Raw genomic sequence first — 16,546 nt, 5'->3', positions numbered from 1 at the left:
ATTTTATACCCAATGCCTTAAGCAACTGCGGAATAACCCATCAACAGACCGTGTGTACCATCTTCTATTTTGTAACCAGGGGCTAACTCGTGACTACAATCGTAAGTGTTCGCCGTAATGGCAAAGTCGTCATCGGTGGTGATGGACAAGCAACAATGGGTCATACCGTGATGAAAGGCAATGTCCGTAAAGTGCGTCGCCTTTACAATGACAAAGTCATCGCGGGTTTTGCCGGCGGTACTGCTGATGCTTTCACACTGTTCGAACTGTTTGAGCGCAAACTCGAAATGCATCAAGGGCATCTGACCAAAGCGGCCGTTGAACTGGCCAAAGACTGGCGAACGGATCGCATGCTGCGCAAGCTGGAAGCCCTGCTTGCCGTTGCAGATGAAAATGCTTCTCTGATTATTACAGGTAACGGTGATGTGATTCAGCCAGAGAATGATCTTATCGCCATTGGTTCCGGTGGCTCATATGCTCAGGCTGCCGCACGCGCAATGCTGGAAACCACTGAACTCAGCGCCAGGGAAATCGCAGAACGCGCCCTGTCTATCGCTGGCGATATCTGCATCTACACCAACCATAATCACAACTTCGAAGAACTGCCTTCGAAAGCGTAAGGATAGATAGTATTATGTCTGAAATGACTCCTCGCGAAATTGTCAGCGAACTCGACAATCACATCATCGGTCAGAATAAAGCAAAACGAGCGGTGGCCATCGCCCTGCGCAACCGCTGGCGTCGTATGCAGTTGGATGAATCCCTGCGTCAAGAAGTTACCCCAAAAAATATTTTGATGATAGGCCCAACCGGTGTGGGTAAAACCGAAATTGCCCGTCGTCTGGCAAAACTGGCCAATGCTCCCTTTATCAAGGTTGAAGCAACGAAATTCACCGAAGTGGGTTATGTTGGTAAAGAAGTTGATTCCATTATCCGTGATCTGACTGATGCCGCAGTGAAGATGGTGCGTCTGCAATCCATTGAGAAAAACCGCTATCGCGCCGAAGAGCTGGCAGAAGAGCGTATTCTGGATACCCTGCTGCCACCGGCAAAAAATAATTGGGGGCAGACAGAAACTCAGTCCGAACCCTCTTCAACCCGTCAGGCATTCCGCAAAAAACTGCGTGAAGGCCAGCTCGATGATAAAGAAATTGAAATCGAGGTTTCAGCCGCACCGGTTGGTGTTGAAATCATGGCGCCTCCGGGCATGGAAGAGATGACCAATCAGTTGCAATCCATGTTCCAGAATCTGGCAGGCCAGCGTCAGAAAAATCGCAAGATGAAAATCAAAGACGCATTTAAGCTGCTGGTAGAAGAAGAAGCCGCAAAACTGGTTAATCCGGAAGAATTGAAACAGCAGGCCATTGATGCGGTTGAACAGCACGGTATCGTCTTTATTGATGAGATTGATAAAATCTGTAAACGCGGCCAGACCTCCGGCCCGGATGTTTCCCGTGAAGGTGTTCAGCGCGATCTGCTGCCATTGGTAGAAGGCTGTACTGTTTCCACCAAACACGGCATGGTCAAAACCGATCACATTCTGTTCATCGCCTCGGGTGCTTTCCAGGTTTCCAGCCCATCAGACCTGATCCCTGAACTTCAGGGCCGTTTGCCAATCCGCGTTGAATTACAAGCGCTGACGACGGAAGACTTTGAGCGTATTCTGACAGAACCAAATGCTTCACTGACTGAACAGTACAAGGCCCTGATGGCAACCGAAGGCATGGGTATCGAGTTCACGACTGACGGTATCCGCAAAATCGCGGAAGCCGCGTGGAAGGTGAATGAGACGACTGAAAATATCGGTGCCCGCCGTCTGCATACCGTGCTTGAGCGCATGATGGAAGATATCTCTTTCGACGCCAGCGAGAATCAAGGACAATCCGTTGAAATCAATGCGGATTACGTCAAAGAGCACTTGGATGAACTGGTTGCGGATGAAGACCTGAGTCGGTTTATTTTATAATCGATAATACTCATCTGACTTTATTTGACCAAGCGAACTTATTCACGCAAGCAATTCAATGTGAAGAAAACGCGAAGCCAATGAAAGAAAATAGTAACCAAAATCAAAATGGGAGGCTTTTAGCCTCCCATTTTGCGATATTCAGTGATATAAAATTTATCACACTCCAATCACGTAATGACAACCAATCACGTAATGACAAATAGTGACAACATGAACTCAACAACGCCTATCAGTCAGATACAGGCATGGCTGGAAAGTTTACGCCCCAAAACGCTGCCACTGGCCGTCGCTGCCGTCGTAACGGGTTCGGCCCTTGCATCATGGAGCGGTCATTTCAAATGGCCTGTAGCGTTACTGGCTCTATTAACCGCAGCCCTACTGCAAATCCTTTCCAACCTCGCCAATGACTATGGTGATGTTGCCAAAGGCAGCGATACAGAGAAACGTCTTGGCCCAATGCGTGGCATGCAAAAAGGGCTGATTACCCCCGGACAGATGAAGAACGCCTTGAAGATCACAGTGCTGCTCTCCTGCCTGTCAGGGATTTCTCTCATCGCCGTCGCCTGCAACCGCCCAAGCGATGCTATCGGCTTCTTGGTGCTGGGATTACTGGCCATTGTCGCCGCCATCACGTATACCGTGGGAACCCGGCCTTACGGCTATCTTGGGCTGGGCGATATTTCTGTCCTGATTTTCTTTGGCTGGTTGAGTGTTCTTGGCACCTACTATCTGCAAGCCAATACGTTTTCCCTGAGTACCCTCCTGCCCGCCACGGCCTGTGGTTTGCTTTCAGTGGCCGTGTTGAATATTAATAACCTGCGCGATATCGAAGATGATCGTCAAAACGGCAAAAATACCCTGGCGGTCAGATTGGGGGGGAAAAAAGCACGTTACTACCATGCTGCCCTGTTAATCGGTGCCATGTTTTGCTTTGTCGCCTTTACGCTCCAGTACCTGAATGGCGGGTTTAGCTGGTTATTTTTGCTCGCCTTTCCTCTATTATTGAGACATATGCTGCAAGTACTGCGCGATCCGACGCCTGAGGGTATGCGCCCCAAGCTGGTACAAATGGTTAAAGCTGCATTATTAACCAATGTGCTGTTTTCCATTGGATTAGTACTTAATTAGGCGAGTAAACATCAATTTTGACCATACGTTTTGAGATTGATGATTTTGCCAACATCCGCCGGAAAAGGATATACTGTCCGTTCCTTGCATAAACCAGACGTAAATCCCATGAAATATGATACTTCCGAACTTTGTGATATCTATCAAGAAGATATAAACGTGGTAGAACCGCTATTTTCCAACTTTGGTGGGCGTACTTCATTTGGTGGTCAGATCATCACGGTGAAATGCTTTGAAGACAATGGCCTGCTTTATGATTTACTTGAAGAAAATGGGCTAGGCCGTATTCTGCTCGTTGATGGTGGTGGATCGGTGCGCAAGGCACTCGTTGATGCAGAACTGGCCCAACTTGCCGTCACTAATGATTGGGAAGGCATTGTCGTTTATGGCGCAGTGCGTCAGGTCGATGATCTTGCCGAGCTTGATATTGGCATTCAGGCAATGGCCGCCATTCCTGCCGGCTCCAATAGTGAAGGCGTGGGGGAAAGTGATATCAGGGTGAACTTCGGTGGTGTGACTTTCTTCTCTGGTGACTATCTCTACGCAGACAATACCGGTATCGTCTTATCCGATGTCCCACTGGAGATTGAAGAAGAGAGCGACGACGACGAAGCCTAATGCCGAATAAAGGTGAGAAGTCTAAAGAAAGGGCGCAATCATCGCCCTTTTTCAGCTAAGCTGTCGGATACCTTATTGTACATCTTCCATCTTACCCAACAGGGTACGTAAGCGCTCTTGCCATGCTGATTGTTCTTGTTTGAGCTGCTCATTTTCACGTGCCAGCGAATCACGGATGTCTGTCACGCTCTGTACATCCTGAGACAGCACCGCATTCCTTTCTTTTAATTCTTCAATTTCCATTTGCAGCAAAGTGATGGTATCAATCGCCTGCTGAACTTTAGATTCTAGTTTTTCAAAAACTTCAAATGACATTCTCGGACCCTCTTGTAAGCAATCTCTTGATTGTATTTAGCCGATTAGCGCCTGTCTAGTTTCATCCGTTCAATGTGCGGTATAACGAGAAATATAGTGCCTAAAGCAAAATGTAGACAAGATCACATTTTCAGGCCAAAGAAAATCCTAATCAAATGCGAATTCGCTCATTTTGTTGACGCAACACGCAGATTTCAATTTCGCTATTTCTCGTTTACGCGCATTAACGATAAATTCACAGGCACCTTTCTCTTAATATATAAGAAATGGCTAATCATTAATCTCTCCCTGTACTTTTTTTTATAGGATATGAAATGAGCCAGACCACTCGTCCAACATTATCAGGCCAATGTATTTCAGAATTTCTGGGTACTGCATTACTCGTCTTTTTTGGCTTAGGCTGCGTTGCTGCCGCCCGACTCGCAGGAGCACAATTGGGATTATGGGAAATCAGCATCATCTGGGGCTTTGGTGTCGCTTTGGCCGTTTACCTCACCGCCGGAATTTCAGGTGCACACCTCAACCCAGCCGTCACCATTGCGCTCTGTTTATTCGCCAACTTTGACAGAAAAAAAGTCCTCCCTTACATCATTGCCCAAATGTTCGGCGGCTTTGTTGCCGCACTTATCGTCTACATGATGTATTACAGCCTCTTTCTGGATTATGAACACATTCACAGCACGGTGCGTGGTTCACAGGAAAGCCTCTTCACGGCAGGGGTTTTCTCTACTTACCCTGCCGCCCAGATCTCCGTACTACAGGCGTTTATCGTCGAAGTGATCATCGCGGCCGTTCTGCTCTGTCTGATCCTGGCTCTGACCGATGATGGCAATGGCATTCCTCGTGGTCCTTTGGCACCGCTGTTGATAGGTATCCTCATTGCGGTTATCGGGGGTTCATTTGGTGCCCTGACCGGATTTGCCCTGAATCCAGCCCGTGATTTCGGTCCCAAACTGGTTGCTTATTTAGCAGGTTGGGGAGATATTGCTCTGACAGGTGGCCGGGATATTCCTTATTGCCTTGTTCCTTTGGTAGCACCTATCGTGGGTGCGATTTTAGGTGCTTTTGGCTACCGCAAACTGATTACTCGCCATTTACCGCGCGAGATTTAAATTTGCCATACTCAAGCGATGGCAAGCCAATAAAACAATAAAAATGAGTGAACAAAACCAGGTTATCACTATGACAACAGAAAATATCACTGAAAAAAAATATATCGTTGCTCTGGATCAGGGAACAACCAGCTCTCGAGCCGTCGTACTCGATCATGATGCCAATATTGTCTGCATCTCACAACGCGAATTCCCACAAATCTATCCCAAGCCAGGCTGGGTAGAACACGACCCAATGGAAATTTGGGCAAGTCAGAGTTCTACTCTGGTTGAAGTACTGGCAAAGGCAGATATCAGTTCTGATCAAATTGCCGGCATTGGGATTACCAACCAGCGAGAAACGACGATCGTCTGGGAAAAAGAGACGGGTAAGCCAGTTTATAATGCCATCGTATGGCAATGCCGCCGAACAGCGGATATTTGCACTAAATTGAAACAAAAAGACGGTCTGGAAGAGTATATTCGCCATAATACCGGTTTGGTCGTTGACCCCTATTTCTCCGGCACAAAAATAAAATGGATTTTGGACAACGTTGAAGGTGTCCGCAAACGCGCCGAGGATGGCGAACTTTTATTCGGTACCGTCGATACGTGGTTAGTCTGGAAAATGACTCAGGGGCGCGTCCATGTGACCGACTACACCAACGCTTCCCGTACTATGTTGTTCAATATCCATAATCTGGAGTGGGATCAAAAAATCCTCGATGAGTTGGGGATACCTCGCATTATGCTGCCAAAAGTGGCCGCCTCCTCAGAGGTCTATGGTCAAACCAACATTGGTGGCAAAGGAGGGACTCGTATTCCCATCGCCGGTATCGCAGGTGACCAGCAGGCCGCCCTGTACGGGCAATTGTGTGTTCATCCCGGCATGGCAAAAAATACTTACGGCACGGGTTGCTTCTTGCTGATGAACACCGGCAAAGACGCGGTGCGTTCCAACCATGGTCTGCTGACGACCATCGCCTGTGGCCCACGCGGGGAAGTGAACTATGCATTGGAAGGCGCGGTATTCGTTGGGGGCGCGTCCATTCAATGGTTACGTGATGAACTAAAACTCATTGCCGATGCGACAGATTCAGAATACTTCGCAACCAAAGTCAAAGACAGCAATGGCGTTTATGTCGTTCCGGCGTTTACTGGCCTTGGCGCACCCTACTGGGACCCTTATGCCCGTGGTGCGATTTTCGGCCTGACCCGTGGTGCAAATAGCAACCATATTATCCGTGCCACACTGGAATCCATCGCTTACCAAACCCGTGATGTACTGGACGCCATGCAAGCGGATGCGGGTACACGCCTGCAAGCCCTGCGTGTAGATGGCGGAGCGGTCGCCAATAATTTCCTGATGCAGTTCCAATCCGATATTCTCGGCACTCGGGTAGAACGTCCTGAAGTACGCGAGAGTACCGCGTTGGGAGCCGCTTTCCTTGCTGGCTTGGCGGTCGGTTTCTGGCGGGATCTGGATGAAGTGACGAGTAAGGCGGTTATCGAAAAAGAATTCCGCCCGGGTATCGAAACGACTGAGCGCAACCATAAATACAATGGCTGGAAAAAAGCCGTTGCCCGCGCTCAAGAGTGGGAAGACCGCGCCTAACCGCGCGTAACATCAGACAAATAAAAGCGCTGACATTGCGGTCTGCAATATCGTCGTACTGCAATATTGTGGTACTGCAATATCGTGGTACTGCAATGTCAGCGTTCCTTATACCAAAATCTTAATGAAGATATCGCTTTTACCCGCTGAACTTCGTCTGCGAGTTTACGAAGATTATCCGTTATACCAGCAAAAAAACGTCAATTGAGCTGTAACACGTAATCGATAATGCTATTTCAGGTAATCACGTAGAATCGTTACAAAAAATCACCAATGCACTCAATATTCACTCATATTGTAACGTATCGCGTAGAGAGGTTAACCGTAATGGCAAACTGGGTTACAGGAAAAGTTACCGACATAACCGATTGGACAGGCTCACTTTTCAGCATCAAGATACAAGCGCCGATAGAAAAATTTACTGCCGGGCAATTTGCAAAACTTGCGCTAGAAATTGAAGGTGAACGCATCCAGCGCGCATATTCTTACGTCAATTCCCCTGATGACAATAACTTAGAATTTTATTTAGTGACCGTGCCAGAAGGAAAACTCAGTCCCCGACTGGCCGCATTAAAAACCGGGGATGAGCTGCTAGTGACAGAACAAGCGGCGGGTTTTTTTGTTCTTGATGAAATCCCTGATTGCCAGACACTTTGGATGCTGTCAACCGGCACCGCCATTGGTCCCTATCTTTCCATCCTCCAGCAAGGCATTAATCTGGAACGATTTGATAACCTCGTTCTGGTTCACGCAGTGAGGTGGGGGCAAGATCTGAGTTATTTACCGATGATGCAGCAATTAGAACAAAAATTTCAGGGTAAGCTGAGAATACAGACCATCGTCAGTCGGGAAAAGCAGCCTGATTCACTGATGGGCAGGATTCCCGCCTTGATTGAGAGTGGAGAACTGGAATCGGCGGTTGGCCTCCCCATACAGGCAGAAAACAGCCATGTTATGCTGTGTGGAAATCCCCAAATGGTCAGGGATACCCAACAACTCCTGAAAGAGCAGCGTAACATGGCCAAGCACCTGCGCCGTAAACCCGGCCATATCACCAGTGAACAGTATTGGTAAACAGGCTATTTATCTTTAAACAAACTATTTATCTTTAAACAAATTATTTGGCAGAAATGTAATCAACCGTTTCTGCCTTTTCCCCAAAGCGATTGGTGCCTTCCATACTACGGAATACGCCACAATCAAGCATCACCATAACGAAAATCAGGGTCGGTACAAAACGACCAATTCCCCATTGCCATATGGGTGCCATCGCGCTCCAGTCGAGGGACAGCAATATCCAGGCCAATGCCAATAATAATACCCAGCCGCCGGATTTATTGCGGTCATGCAGGCGTTTCGAAAAAATTGCCGCAGCCGGATACAATAGCAAAGCGATAGCCACTGCCGCATAATTCATCGGGAGGACATGCATTCCATGCAGTGTCAGCAGCATAAAAATCAAGGCAAAACAGAGACCAATGCCAATCCAGAACTCCCGACGCCCAATTCGACCTTTGAATGAGAATCCCCATTGTTGTAATGTCATGTATTCTTTTCCAATTGTGGATGCTGTTTTTTCAGTATTAACTCAGTGAGTCGCAAAATGAAAACAGGCATAAATAAACTTCTGGTGACAATATTAATCGCTTTTGGCATCGGTTTGCCATTATCAGCCGTTGCAGGTGAGTTTTCTGTCACACCAGAAATGAACCCACAGTTGATGTATCTGCTGCCCAATTCGCCAACTTTTGAAGACACCATCCCTGTCTTTCGGGAAAAATACAACAAGAAACACCCTGAACTTCCCCTGTACGAATATAAGGTGGTGGCAAGCAAAGATATTTCCCAGCCTTTCATCCGTGCGGCCAGCAAAATCAATGACAAAATTTACTCTTCGGCAGTCCTGGAGCGAGGCAGTGAAAAAATTAAGAGCCTGCAAATTACCCTGCTTCCATCACAAAACAGACACGAGGATGAACAAAACTTCCTACTGGCAAAACAGTATATCACTGCGCTTATCAGCCAATTTGAACCGACGCTTTCCACGGCTCAAGCCAAAATCCAATTGGAAAAACTGTTACAAACGGCGGAAAAACACTCAGCTTTCAGCCATAAAATGGGTGCCGTGCGCTATATCATCGTGAACAGCAGCGAAAATATAATGACCTTCGCAATTGAACCGATTAAGCTATCGCTATCTGATGCCTCAACAAATCAAAATTAGTGACACAGCGCAGAGCTATTCGCGTTGATGATCTTTATACTGTCGGGATTCCGCTTGCAGGGGATGGCATTCTGATTAATGTCATCCAAAGAAAGAATATTCATTCAATTCGCAATTTGATTATTTTCTGGTTGGAGGGAAAAATATGCGACATCCATTAGTGATGGGTAACTGGAAATTAAATGGCAGTACCCACATGGTTAACGACCTGATTGCAGGTCTGCGTAAAGAACTGAGCAACGTTGACGGCTGTGGCGTCGCTATTGCACCACCAACAGTTTATGTTTCTCTGGCAAAAAATGCGCTGGCTGGCAGCCGTATCGCGCTGGGTGCACAAGATATCGGCGTTAACCTTTCCGGCGCATTCACGGGCGAAACTTCCGCAGAAATGCTGAAAGACGTCGGCGCGGAATACATCATTATCGGCCACTCTGAACGTCGCACTTACCACAAAGAGAGTGACGAATTCATTGCCAAGAAGTTCGCCATCCTGAAAGAACAAGGTTTGATCCCCGTTCTGTGCATTGGAGAAACCGAACAGGAAAACGAAGCGGGTCAAACCGAAGCCGTTTGTGCACGCCAAATCGATGCGGTTCTGAACACGCTGGGCGCTGAAGCGTTCAAAGATACGGTTATTGCTTACGAACCTGTTTGGGCAATCGGCACTGGCAAATCGGCAACGCCTGCACAAGCACAGGCCGTGCATAAATTCATCCGTGACCATATCGCAAAACAAGATGCCGCTATCGCTGAACAAGTGATTATTCAATACGGTGGCTCTGTCAACGCCGGCAATGCGGCAGAACTGTTTGCCCAGCCGGATATCGACGGCGCACTGGTCGGTGGCGCATCACTGAAAGCGGATGCTTTCGCTGTGATCGTGAAAGCCGCCGCCGAAGCGAAAAAAGCGTAATGACTCAACCGCCACGCAATAACCCCGTGGCGGTTTTCTCTCACTCTCAATCGCTAATTCAAGACAACCCCACCCCAAATGATTAACGACGGATAATGTCATCAAAAGTCCCGCCGGTGGCGAAATGCGCTTTCTGCGCCTTATCCCAACCCCCGAAAACTTCATCAATCGTAAACAGTTTCAGATCCGGAAAAACAGCGTGATATTTTTCTGCAATGGCATTATCACGGGGACGATAATAGTGCTTGGCGGCAATCTCCTGCCCTATCGGAGAATAAAGATAGTTAAGGTATGCCGTAGCCAGCTCGCGGGTTCCCCGTTTATCAACCACCTTATCAACAACTGAAACGGTTGGCTCTGCCAGAATAGAAATGCTCGGCGTGACGATTTCAAATTTGCCTTTACCCGATTTACCGTCACTCGATTTACCGTCACCTAAGGCATTAATCGCCAGCAGCGCTTCATTTTCCCACGCAATCAATACATCACCAATGCCACGCTCCACAAAAGTATTTGTGGCACCACGCGCACCGGAATCCAGTACTTCGACATTTTTATAGAGTGCTTTCACGAAGTCTTTGGCTTTAGCCTGATCCTGATGGTTATTGGCTAATCCATATCCCCAAGCGGCCAGATAATTCCAACGTGCACCACCGGAAGTTTTCGGATTCGGCGTGACCACAGAAACATCGGGACGGATTAAATCCGACCAATCTTTGATCTGCCTGGGATTTCCTTCTCTCACCAGAAAAACAATGGTTGAGGTATAAGGCGCTGAATTATCCGGCAGGCGCTTAATCCAATGCTTATCAATGCGGCCACGCTCTGCAATCGCATCGACATCATAGGCCAGTGCCAGCGTGACGACATCCGCCTGAAGACCATTGATCACCGATGTTGCCTGTTTGCCTGAGCCGCCGTGTGATTGGCGGATTTTGACATCATCCCCGGTTTTGTTGTGCCAGTATTCACTGAATGCCTCATCATACTGCTGGTAAAATTCACGGGTCGGATCATAGGATACATTCAATAATTGAAGCGCTTTTGCCCATGCACTGTTAAACAATACACTGTTAAATAATAGTGTCAGCGCCAAGGCCATCAAACATAGCGCCGACATCATATAATTTTTTAAAACACGCTCTTTTGAGACTGCCCGTCTTGAGCTTATCCCCATACCCCTTGCATTCATCATCACGGCAACATGCTCCCCAAGCTATTAGGTTTTATGATTTTCACCATCAAAACTGACAGAAAGCGTTATAACGCAGAAATAACTTTAAATTTCTGCTTATGCACAAGAAGAATATGGGAGATGAGACAGCCACATCACATGGCTGTCCCTGAAATAAGATTTGGCAGGTAAGAAAGGATTAATAGAGCTTCTTCGCCGTTTCCAGCCACTCTTTCTTAAAGACACGCTGCATATTTTGCACCGCATCAATAATATCGTGATGAACAAGTTTCTCGTTCTGGATACCCACACAACGCCCGCCGTGCCCTTCCAGCAGAAGCTGAACAGAATACGCGCCCATGCGGGAAGCGAGAATGCGGTCATAAGCGACAGGTGCGCCACCACGCTGAATATGCCCCAATACCGTCGCACGGGTTTCGTGATGAGTTTCCGCCTCGATATATTTCGCCAGTTCAGCAACATCACAAACATGTTCAGTAATCGCCACAATCGCATGGCGCTTGCCTTTTTCAATTCCCGCCTTAATTTCAGACAGCAATTCTTCGCGATCGAATGGACTTTCACCTTCAGGCAGAACAATAAACTCACAGCCACCCGCTATCGCCGCCGATAAGGTCAAATCACCACAGTAACGCCCCATCACTTCCACAATGGAAATTCGTTTGTGGGAAGTTGAGGTATCGCGCAGGCGATCAATCGCTTCAACCACCGTTTCCAGCGCCGTGAAATAACCAATGGTGTAATCGGTGCCGGCAACATCATTGTCGATGGTTCCTGGCAGGCCAATACAAGGGAAACCCGCTTCAGTCAGCTTCTTCGCCCCTAAATAAGAGCCGTCCCCCCCAATCACCACCAGCGCATCAATCCCATTTTTACGCATATTGTCAATGGCCGTTTCCCGCACTTTATCATTTCTGAATTCAGGAAAACGGGCTGATCCCAAAAACGTGCCACCACGGTTAATCATGTCGGAAACACTAAAGCGATCGAGCTTCTTCATGCGGTTTTCATACAACCCCAGATAGCCATCATAAATGCCGTAGACTTCCAACCCTTCGGTTAAAGCGGCACGAACAACACCACGAATAGCGGCGTTCATGCCTGGCGCATCACCGCCACTCGTTAAGACTCCGATTCTTTTAATCTTGTTGATCATGATGACCTCTGACTTGTAAATATTATATTTATCAATCTGCTGACAACTTCCCCCAGGGGGAAACTTTATGGCGATTTTGCAAAACCTGATTGTCACTGCAAAAGCTGAATTGATTCAACAGAACCTATCATACGGAAAAACACCCAGTCTGCATTAAGATTATGTCTATTTTTTGACGATCTTTTGATTATGAATAAATTCATCGCCAATCCCAACGATTTTTATGTTCCTTAGGCACAGTGGAACAAGGATCTTGGTGAATAATAATATCGGCATCCGGGAATCTATTCCGCAATTTATTTTCAATCCCCTCCGCCAAAGCATGAGCCTGCACCAGCGGCAAATTGTCATCTATCTCCAGATGGAATTGAATAAAACGAGTCGGCCCTGATTGACGGGTGCGCAGATCATGACCACCGGCTATGCCGGGATAACGCTGGATAATGTCAATAATTTCCTGCCGTTCTGCCTCCGGCAAGGCGTGATCAAGCAAAGATTGTACGGCATCATACCCCATCCGTAATGCACTGTAGAGGATATAGACCCCGATCCCTAAGGCAAACAACGCATCCGCACGTTGAAAACCATACAGACTTAACAACAGCGCCACCAAAATGGCCCCATTCATCAGGAGGTCAGACTTATAATGCAGCGCATCCGCACGGATCGCCTGACTTTGGGTTTTCTTAATCACCCATTTCTGGAATGTCACCAGACATAACGTAGCAATCAGGGCAACGATGATGACCCAAACACCCACCGCCGCATGCTCCAATGGCTTAGGGGAAAACAGATGCTGAAAGCCGGTCAGAAACAGGAAAATCGCCGAACCGGCAATAAACATACTTTGTGCCAAAGCCGCCAGTGATTCGGCCTTGCCATGCCCGAAAGTGTGTTCTTTATCAGCAGGTTGCAGTGAATAACGCACGGCAAAAAAGTTGGTCAGAGAAGCCGCCAAATCGACCAAAGAATCCACCAGCGCGGCCAATAAGCTCACCGACCCCGTAAACCACCATGCAAAAATTTTCACGATCAACAACACACTGGCCAATACCGTGGCCGCCAACGCAGCACCACTAACCCATCGCCCATAATTTAGATTCATTGATTACCTGTCACGGCTCGCGTTTAAAATCTGCCGGACTCGCATTTATCCCAGCCCGCATTGAGGGTTTACTTCGGATTTTGCTAAACATCTTTTCCGTGTCTTATATCATTTTCTATTGATGCTTCTATACGCTCTTTGTAGGAGCGGGATAGCCAGTGGAGGGATAACGCCGAGTTTTGGCAGAGGGGAGTTTTTGAATATCAGCGGTGCCACATCAAACCAGTCAGAGTCAAAAGGTATGCTCACTGTCGCGCCAAGATTAAACTTTGTTTCCTGCACAAGACCAGACATTTCCCAACCATCAATATCAGGCCCGATAACGAATTCTCCGGGATATACGCGATCTGTTTTCTGTGTTGTGCCATAAACCACGAGAACGGCGTGATCATTATTTAATGTGTTTAAAACTAAAGCGGGACGAGGTTTTGGGCCGGGAGTGCCAACCTCATAAGGAAATCGGCACCAAACAATATCCCCGATCATTGGCAAGGGTTTGAAACGAGAGATCATCAGTTATCTCCCAGAAGAGGCGAACCGATGTCACTCAGATCAAGATGTCCTATTGGTGAAAGTTTACGGATAGTTTCGATTTGGGTATCGGTTAATGGGCCATCATCAGGCTCATAGGCCGGAATCGTTTTTTCTGCGAGATCTCTGAGTGCCTTATGAACAAGCTCTGTTTGATTGAGTGAAAGCTCGTTCATTAAACGATTAAAAGTTTCTTCACTTACCCCAAACTCACTATCACGATGGCGGAGTTTGAAAAGGAACTTTTTGGTTTCGCGACCTTTAGTCATGGCTGCCATAGTAGCCTCCTATTGGTGAATTCAGTGTATGTATAAAATATATACATAACAGGCTTTCAAAGCAAGTCGGTATATATTTTATATATACCGAGAGCATAAAATCTATGGTCACTTTAATTCAATTAGCTATAGGATGAGCAAGTGACTGCTCCCCGCCGTAAACGGTCACTTCTTAGACCGCTACCGCCCGCAATTATTCAGCCTCAGGTATAAAAATAGCGCGTCAGGTGGAAAAATATAGGGGCGGCGAAGCAAAGCGAATCAATTCTATCCAACATGCCACCATGCCCTTCAATCATTCCACCAAAATCTTTCACTCCACTGTCTCGTTTAATCGCCGACATGCACACCCCACCAATAAACCCCATCAACGTGATTGCCAGCGACATCAAACCCGCGACCCACGGTGAAAATGGCGTGACCCAGAACAACGACATTCCCAACAGTACAGAGGCTAAAATCCCGCCCACAAATCCCTCAACCGTTTTATTGGGACTGAGTTTTGGCACAATCGGGCGCTTACCAAAGAGTTTGCCGAATACATACTGCAAAACATCAGACATTTGCACCACAATCATCAAGAACAGCAATAACTTGATATTTTGATCCCCGTACCCTGGAATAGGCAACATCAACAACGCGGGCGCATGACTGATGGCGAATACCGTCACCAGCATCCCCCACTGGATCTTGGCGGTTCTCTCCAGAAAATGCGTTGTATCCCCGACAAAGGCAGCGCGGGCAGGCAGAAACAAGAACACATAGACCGGAATGAATACCGAGAATAACCCATACCATTGCACACCCACCAAGACATACTGCACAGGCATAAAAACAAAGAAACACCAGAACAGCGCTTCATGATCACTACGTCGGGTGGGCGTTAGCGTGATAAATTCGCGCAAAGCAAAAAATGACATCACCGCAAACAAAACCACCGCTCCGACAGGCCCCACCACAATAGCCAGGACACAAATAATACACATCATCCACCAGCCACGGATTCTGGCATTCAGGTTATCAATGGTGGCATTGCGCCTTTCTCCCGCATAGCAAAAAGCCAAAACACCCCCAATCACACTGGCGATAACCAATATGCCAAATATCGCCCCCAGTAACAGCATCAAGTCATGATCGATATTTGTCATAGCACTAACTCCTCTAATGCAGACTGAGCACGTTTCAGAAATTCTGCCTTGCTTTCACTCTCTCCCAATTTATCCAGTGGCTGACCAAATGTGACGGAACAAATAATGGGAACGAGCAATTTCTTTCCTTTTGGCAGAACACGGTTCAAGTTCTCCAGATAAACGGGCACAACTTCAGCATCGGGATACTGATGCACTAAATGATACAGGCCACTCTTGAACGGGTTGATTTGGTCACCTTCCCCCCGGGTTCCCTCCGGGAAGATAATCAAAGATTCCTGTTGTGCCAAAACCCTCTTCAATGGTGCAAGAACCGTTTCTTTCGACGTATTTTCACCCTTGCGTTCAATTAATACCGCACGAAATACCTGATGAACGAGATAGCGACGTAGTTTGGTTTTATCCCAATAATCACGGGCAGCGACAGGATGAACTTTGTGACGCAATGCAGGCGGAAGCCCAAACCAAATCACCAATCCGTCAAGATGGCTGGAATGATTAGCATAATAAATGCGGCTTGCCGTTGAAGGTTCACAACCAATCCATCGTGCCTGTACCCCCGTTAAAAGACGACATAAACTTGATAGCGCGACGCCCATACCTTTCGCCAATAGACTGATTTTATGAGAGTTAGCCATGTTGGGTATCCTTATCCCTTTGATGTGAAATGACAATGATAAGACTTTTTAAATAATGGAGTGAGAGTGTAAGATAATCAAGATTGGTCAAGATAACAACAGGATGAAGAGAGGGGAGACGGTTTATTTATCACGGTGCGCCGTAAAACCCCGTCCTTCAGGATGGGGATATAAGGCGTGGTTTTCCGACTAACGTGGTGTTTGCTGCTGCTCAATGTATTGCCGAATGATCGATATCGGTGCTCCACCACAACTGCCCGCAAAATAGCCCGGCGTCCAAAGAACGCCCTTGTAGTCATCGCGTTGGGCTATATCAGGTCGGTCACGGCGAAGCAATTTGCTTGACACACCTTTAAGGCTGTTGACCAGGTTCGAAATTGCCCACTTTGGAGGGGAGTTGATCAGCAAATGCACATGAGCACGCCCGCCGTCCATCCCGACCAGCTCAACATCAACGTCAGCGCATACACTGGCAAAGTAACGGCGCCGCTTTTCTATAGCATCCTGATCAACTATTTTCCGTCGATATTTGGCAACAAATACCAAGTGGACATGCATCAGGAAAACGCAGTGTCTTCACCGGCGGATATCCGTTTCTTTTGTCATAGACCAAAGTATAATG

General features: G+C 47.4%; 18 protein-coding genes and 1 pseudogene. 9 read left to right on the top strand and 10 right to left on the bottom strand.

Annotated elements, in window-relative coordinates; all coding sequences use genetic code 11:
• Positions 1-89: 89 nt before the first annotated feature.
• From hslV to rraA, 4 genes are all read left to right on the top strand, one after another.
• Entirely contained in the window at positions 90-620 is a 531-nt protein-coding gene (gene hslV, locus Xbed_RS15330; RefSeq protein ID WP_038240007.1) for an ATP-dependent protease subunit HslV, read from the top strand.
• Positions 621-634: 14 nt separating this feature from the next.
• Entirely contained in the window at positions 635-1,966 is a 1,332-nt protein-coding gene (gene hslU / locus Xbed_RS15325) for an HslU--HslV peptidase ATPase subunit (protein WP_086113771.1), read from the top strand.
• Between the two features lie 213 nt (positions 1,967-2,179).
• Positions 2,180-3,097 carry a 1,4-dihydroxy-2-naphthoate polyprenyltransferase gene (locus Xbed_RS15320; protein WP_086113770.1) on the top strand — a complete coding sequence of 306 codons (918 nt, stop codon included), beginning with the start codon at positions 2,180-2,182 and terminating at the stop codon, positions 3,095-3,097.
• 108 nt (positions 3,098-3,205) lie between these two features.
• The gene (gene rraA / locus Xbed_RS15315; RefSeq protein WP_086113794.1) at positions 3,206-3,715 is read left to right on the top strand and encodes a ribonuclease E activity regulator RraA; all 510 of its coding nucleotides are present in this window, start codon (positions 3,206-3,208) and stop codon (positions 3,713-3,715) included.
• A gap of 72 nt (positions 3,716-3,787) precedes the next feature.
• Here rraA and zapB read toward each other — a convergent pair whose 3' ends face one another.
• Positions 3,788-4,030: a cell division protein ZapB gene (gene zapB / locus Xbed_RS15310; protein WP_086113769.1), complete on the bottom strand. Its 243-nt coding sequence runs from the start codon at positions 4,028-4,030 to the stop codon at positions 3,788-3,790.
• 314 nt (positions 4,031-4,344) lie between these two features.
• On the opposite strand from zapB, the gene Xbed_RS15300 reads away from it, so the two are divergent.
• The 3 genes from Xbed_RS15300 to fpr all read left to right on the top strand — a co-directional run bounded on the left by Xbed_RS15300 (position 4,345) and on the right by fpr (position 7,810).
• Positions 4,345-5,142, top strand: a complete 798-nt coding sequence (locus Xbed_RS15300; RefSeq protein WP_086113768.1) for an MIP/aquaporin family protein — start codon at positions 4,345-4,347, stop codon at positions 5,140-5,142.
• A 70-nt stretch (positions 5,143-5,212) separates the two neighbouring features.
• Positions 5,213-6,736 carry a glycerol kinase GlpK gene (gene glpK, locus Xbed_RS15295; protein ID WP_086113767.1) on the top strand — a complete coding sequence of 508 codons (1,524 nt, stop codon included), beginning with the start codon at positions 5,213-5,215 and terminating at the stop codon, positions 6,734-6,736.
• Between the two features lie 327 nt (positions 6,737-7,063).
• Positions 7,064-7,810 (top strand): ferredoxin--NADP(+) reductase, encoded by a 747-nt coding sequence (fpr, locus tag Xbed_RS15290; protein WP_086113766.1) that lies wholly within the window; start codon positions 7,064-7,066, stop codon positions 7,808-7,810.
• Between the two features lie 43 nt (positions 7,811-7,853).
• Here the strand turns inward: fpr and Xbed_RS15285 are convergent, their stop codons facing one another.
• Positions 7,854-8,282 carry a DUF805 domain-containing protein gene (locus tag Xbed_RS15285; protein WP_086113765.1) on the bottom strand — a complete coding sequence of 143 codons (429 nt, stop codon included), beginning with the start codon at positions 8,280-8,282 and terminating at the stop codon, positions 7,854-7,856.
• A gap of 57 nt (positions 8,283-8,339) precedes the next feature.
• On the opposite strand from Xbed_RS15285, the gene Xbed_RS15280 reads away from it, so the two are divergent.
• On the top strand, positions 8,340-8,960 hold the full coding sequence (locus Xbed_RS15280; RefSeq protein WP_086113764.1) for a DUF1454 family protein: 621 nt from the start codon (positions 8,340-8,342) through the stop codon (positions 8,958-8,960).
• Between the two features lie 145 nt (positions 8,961-9,105).
• Entirely contained in the window at positions 9,106-9,873 is a 768-nt protein-coding gene (gene tpiA, locus Xbed_RS15275; RefSeq protein ID WP_086113763.1) for a triose-phosphate isomerase, read from the top strand.
• An 82-nt stretch (positions 9,874-9,955) separates the two neighbouring features.
• Here tpiA and Xbed_RS15270 read toward each other — a convergent pair whose 3' ends face one another.
• The 8 genes and pseudogenes from Xbed_RS15270 to tnpA all read right to left on the bottom strand — a co-directional run bounded on the left by Xbed_RS15270 (position 9,956) and on the right by tnpA (position 16,530).
• Complete coding sequence (locus tag Xbed_RS15270) at positions 9,956-10,975, bottom strand: sulfate ABC transporter substrate-binding protein (protein WP_086113762.1); 1,020 nt, start codon at positions 10,973-10,975, stop codon at positions 9,956-9,958.
• A gap of 271 nt (positions 10,976-11,246) precedes the next feature.
• Entirely contained in the window at positions 11,247-12,224 is a 978-nt protein-coding gene (gene pfkA, locus Xbed_RS15265; RefSeq protein ID WP_086113761.1) for a 6-phosphofructokinase, read from the bottom strand.
• A 199-nt stretch (positions 12,225-12,423) separates the two neighbouring features.
• A complete protein-coding gene (gene fieF / locus Xbed_RS15260; protein WP_086113760.1) occupies positions 12,424-13,329 on the bottom strand; it encodes a CDF family cation-efflux transporter FieF in 906 nt (301 codons plus the stop codon).
• A 108-nt stretch (positions 13,330-13,437) separates the two neighbouring features.
• Complete coding sequence (locus Xbed_RS15255) at positions 13,438-13,842, bottom strand: type II toxin-antitoxin system PemK/MazF family toxin (protein ID WP_086113759.1); 405 nt, start codon at positions 13,840-13,842, stop codon at positions 13,438-13,440.
• On the bottom strand, positions 13,842-14,138 hold the full coding sequence (locus tag Xbed_RS15250; protein WP_086113758.1) for a hypothetical protein: 297 nt from the start codon (positions 14,136-14,138) through the stop codon (positions 13,842-13,844). The genes Xbed_RS15255 and Xbed_RS15250 overlap by 1 nt, the downstream gene beginning before the upstream one ends.
• Positions 14,139-14,341: 203 nt before the next feature.
• Positions 14,342-15,286: a phosphatidate cytidylyltransferase gene (locus Xbed_RS15245; RefSeq protein WP_086113757.1), complete on the bottom strand. Its 945-nt coding sequence runs from the start codon at positions 15,284-15,286 to the stop codon at positions 14,342-14,344.
• Entirely contained in the window at positions 15,283-15,924 is a 642-nt protein-coding gene (locus Xbed_RS15240) for a lysophospholipid acyltransferase family protein (RefSeq protein ID WP_086113756.1), read from the bottom strand. The genes Xbed_RS15245 and Xbed_RS15240 overlap by 4 nt, the downstream gene beginning before the upstream one ends.
• Before the next feature lie 189 nt (positions 15,925-16,113).
• Positions 16,114-16,530 (bottom strand): annotated as a pseudogene (gene tnpA, locus Xbed_RS15235) (IS200/IS605 family transposase).
• Positions 16,531-16,546: the final 16 nt, after the last annotated feature.

It is taken from the genome of Xenorhabdus beddingii (assembly GCF_002127545.1).
Lineage (GTDB): Bacteria > Pseudomonadota > Gammaproteobacteria > Enterobacterales > Enterobacteriaceae > Xenorhabdus > Xenorhabdus beddingii.
Note: the sequence above shows the minus strand (reverse complement) of the source record. Positions and strands in the feature narration are given on the sequence as shown.

Bases quoted from the DNA above. Each gene is read 5' to 3' on its own strand.
- hslU (WP_086113771.1), top strand. From the start codon at position 635: ATGTCTGAAATGACTCCTCGCGAAATTGTCAGCGAACTCGACAATCAC.
- Xbed_RS15320 (WP_086113770.1), top strand. From the start codon at position 2,180: ATGAACTCAACAACGCCTATCAGTCAGATACAGGCATGGCTGGAAAGT.
- rraA (WP_086113794.1), top strand. From the start codon at position 3,206: ATGAAATATGATACTTCCGAACTTTGTGATATCTATCAAGAAGATATA.
- zapB (WP_086113769.1), bottom strand. From the start codon at position 4,030: ATGTCATTTGAAGTTTTTGAAAAACTAGAATCTAAAGTTCAGCAGGCG.
- Xbed_RS15300 (WP_086113768.1), top strand. From the start codon at position 4,345: ATGAGCCAGACCACTCGTCCAACATTATCAGGCCAATGTATTTCAGAA.
- glpK (WP_086113767.1), top strand. From the start codon at position 5,213: ATGACAACAGAAAATATCACTGAAAAAAAATATATCGTTGCTCTGGAT.
- fpr (WP_086113766.1), top strand. From the start codon at position 7,064: ATGGCAAACTGGGTTACAGGAAAAGTTACCGACATAACCGATTGGACA.
- Xbed_RS15285 (WP_086113765.1), bottom strand. From the start codon at position 8,282: ATGACATTACAACAATGGGGATTCTCATTCAAAGGTCGAATTGGGCGT.
- Xbed_RS15280 (WP_086113764.1), top strand. From the start codon at position 8,340: ATGAAAACAGGCATAAATAAACTTCTGGTGACAATATTAATCGCTTTT.
- tpiA (WP_086113763.1), top strand. From the start codon at position 9,106: ATGCGACATCCATTAGTGATGGGTAACTGGAAATTAAATGGCAGTACC.
- Xbed_RS15270 (WP_086113762.1), bottom strand. From the start codon at position 10,975: ATGGCCTTGGCGCTGACACTATTATTTAACAGTGTATTGTTTAACAGT.
- pfkA (WP_086113761.1), bottom strand. From the start codon at position 12,224: ATGATCAACAAGATTAAAAGAATCGGAGTCTTAACGAGTGGCGGTGAT.
- fieF (WP_086113760.1), bottom strand. From the start codon at position 13,329: ATGAATCTAAATTATGGGCGATGGGTTAGTGGTGCTGCGTTGGCGGCC.
- Xbed_RS15255 (WP_086113759.1), bottom strand. From the start codon at position 13,842: ATGATCTCTCGTTTCAAACCCTTGCCAATGATCGGGGATATTGTTTGG.
- Xbed_RS15250 (WP_086113758.1), bottom strand. From the start codon at position 14,138: ATGGCAGCCATGACTAAAGGTCGCGAAACCAAAAAGTTCCTTTTCAAA.
- Xbed_RS15245 (WP_086113757.1), bottom strand. From the start codon at position 15,286: ATGACAAATATCGATCATGACTTGATGCTGTTACTGGGGGCGATATTT.
- Xbed_RS15240 (WP_086113756.1), bottom strand. From the start codon at position 15,924: ATGGCTAACTCTCATAAAATCAGTCTATTGGCGAAAGGTATGGGCGTC.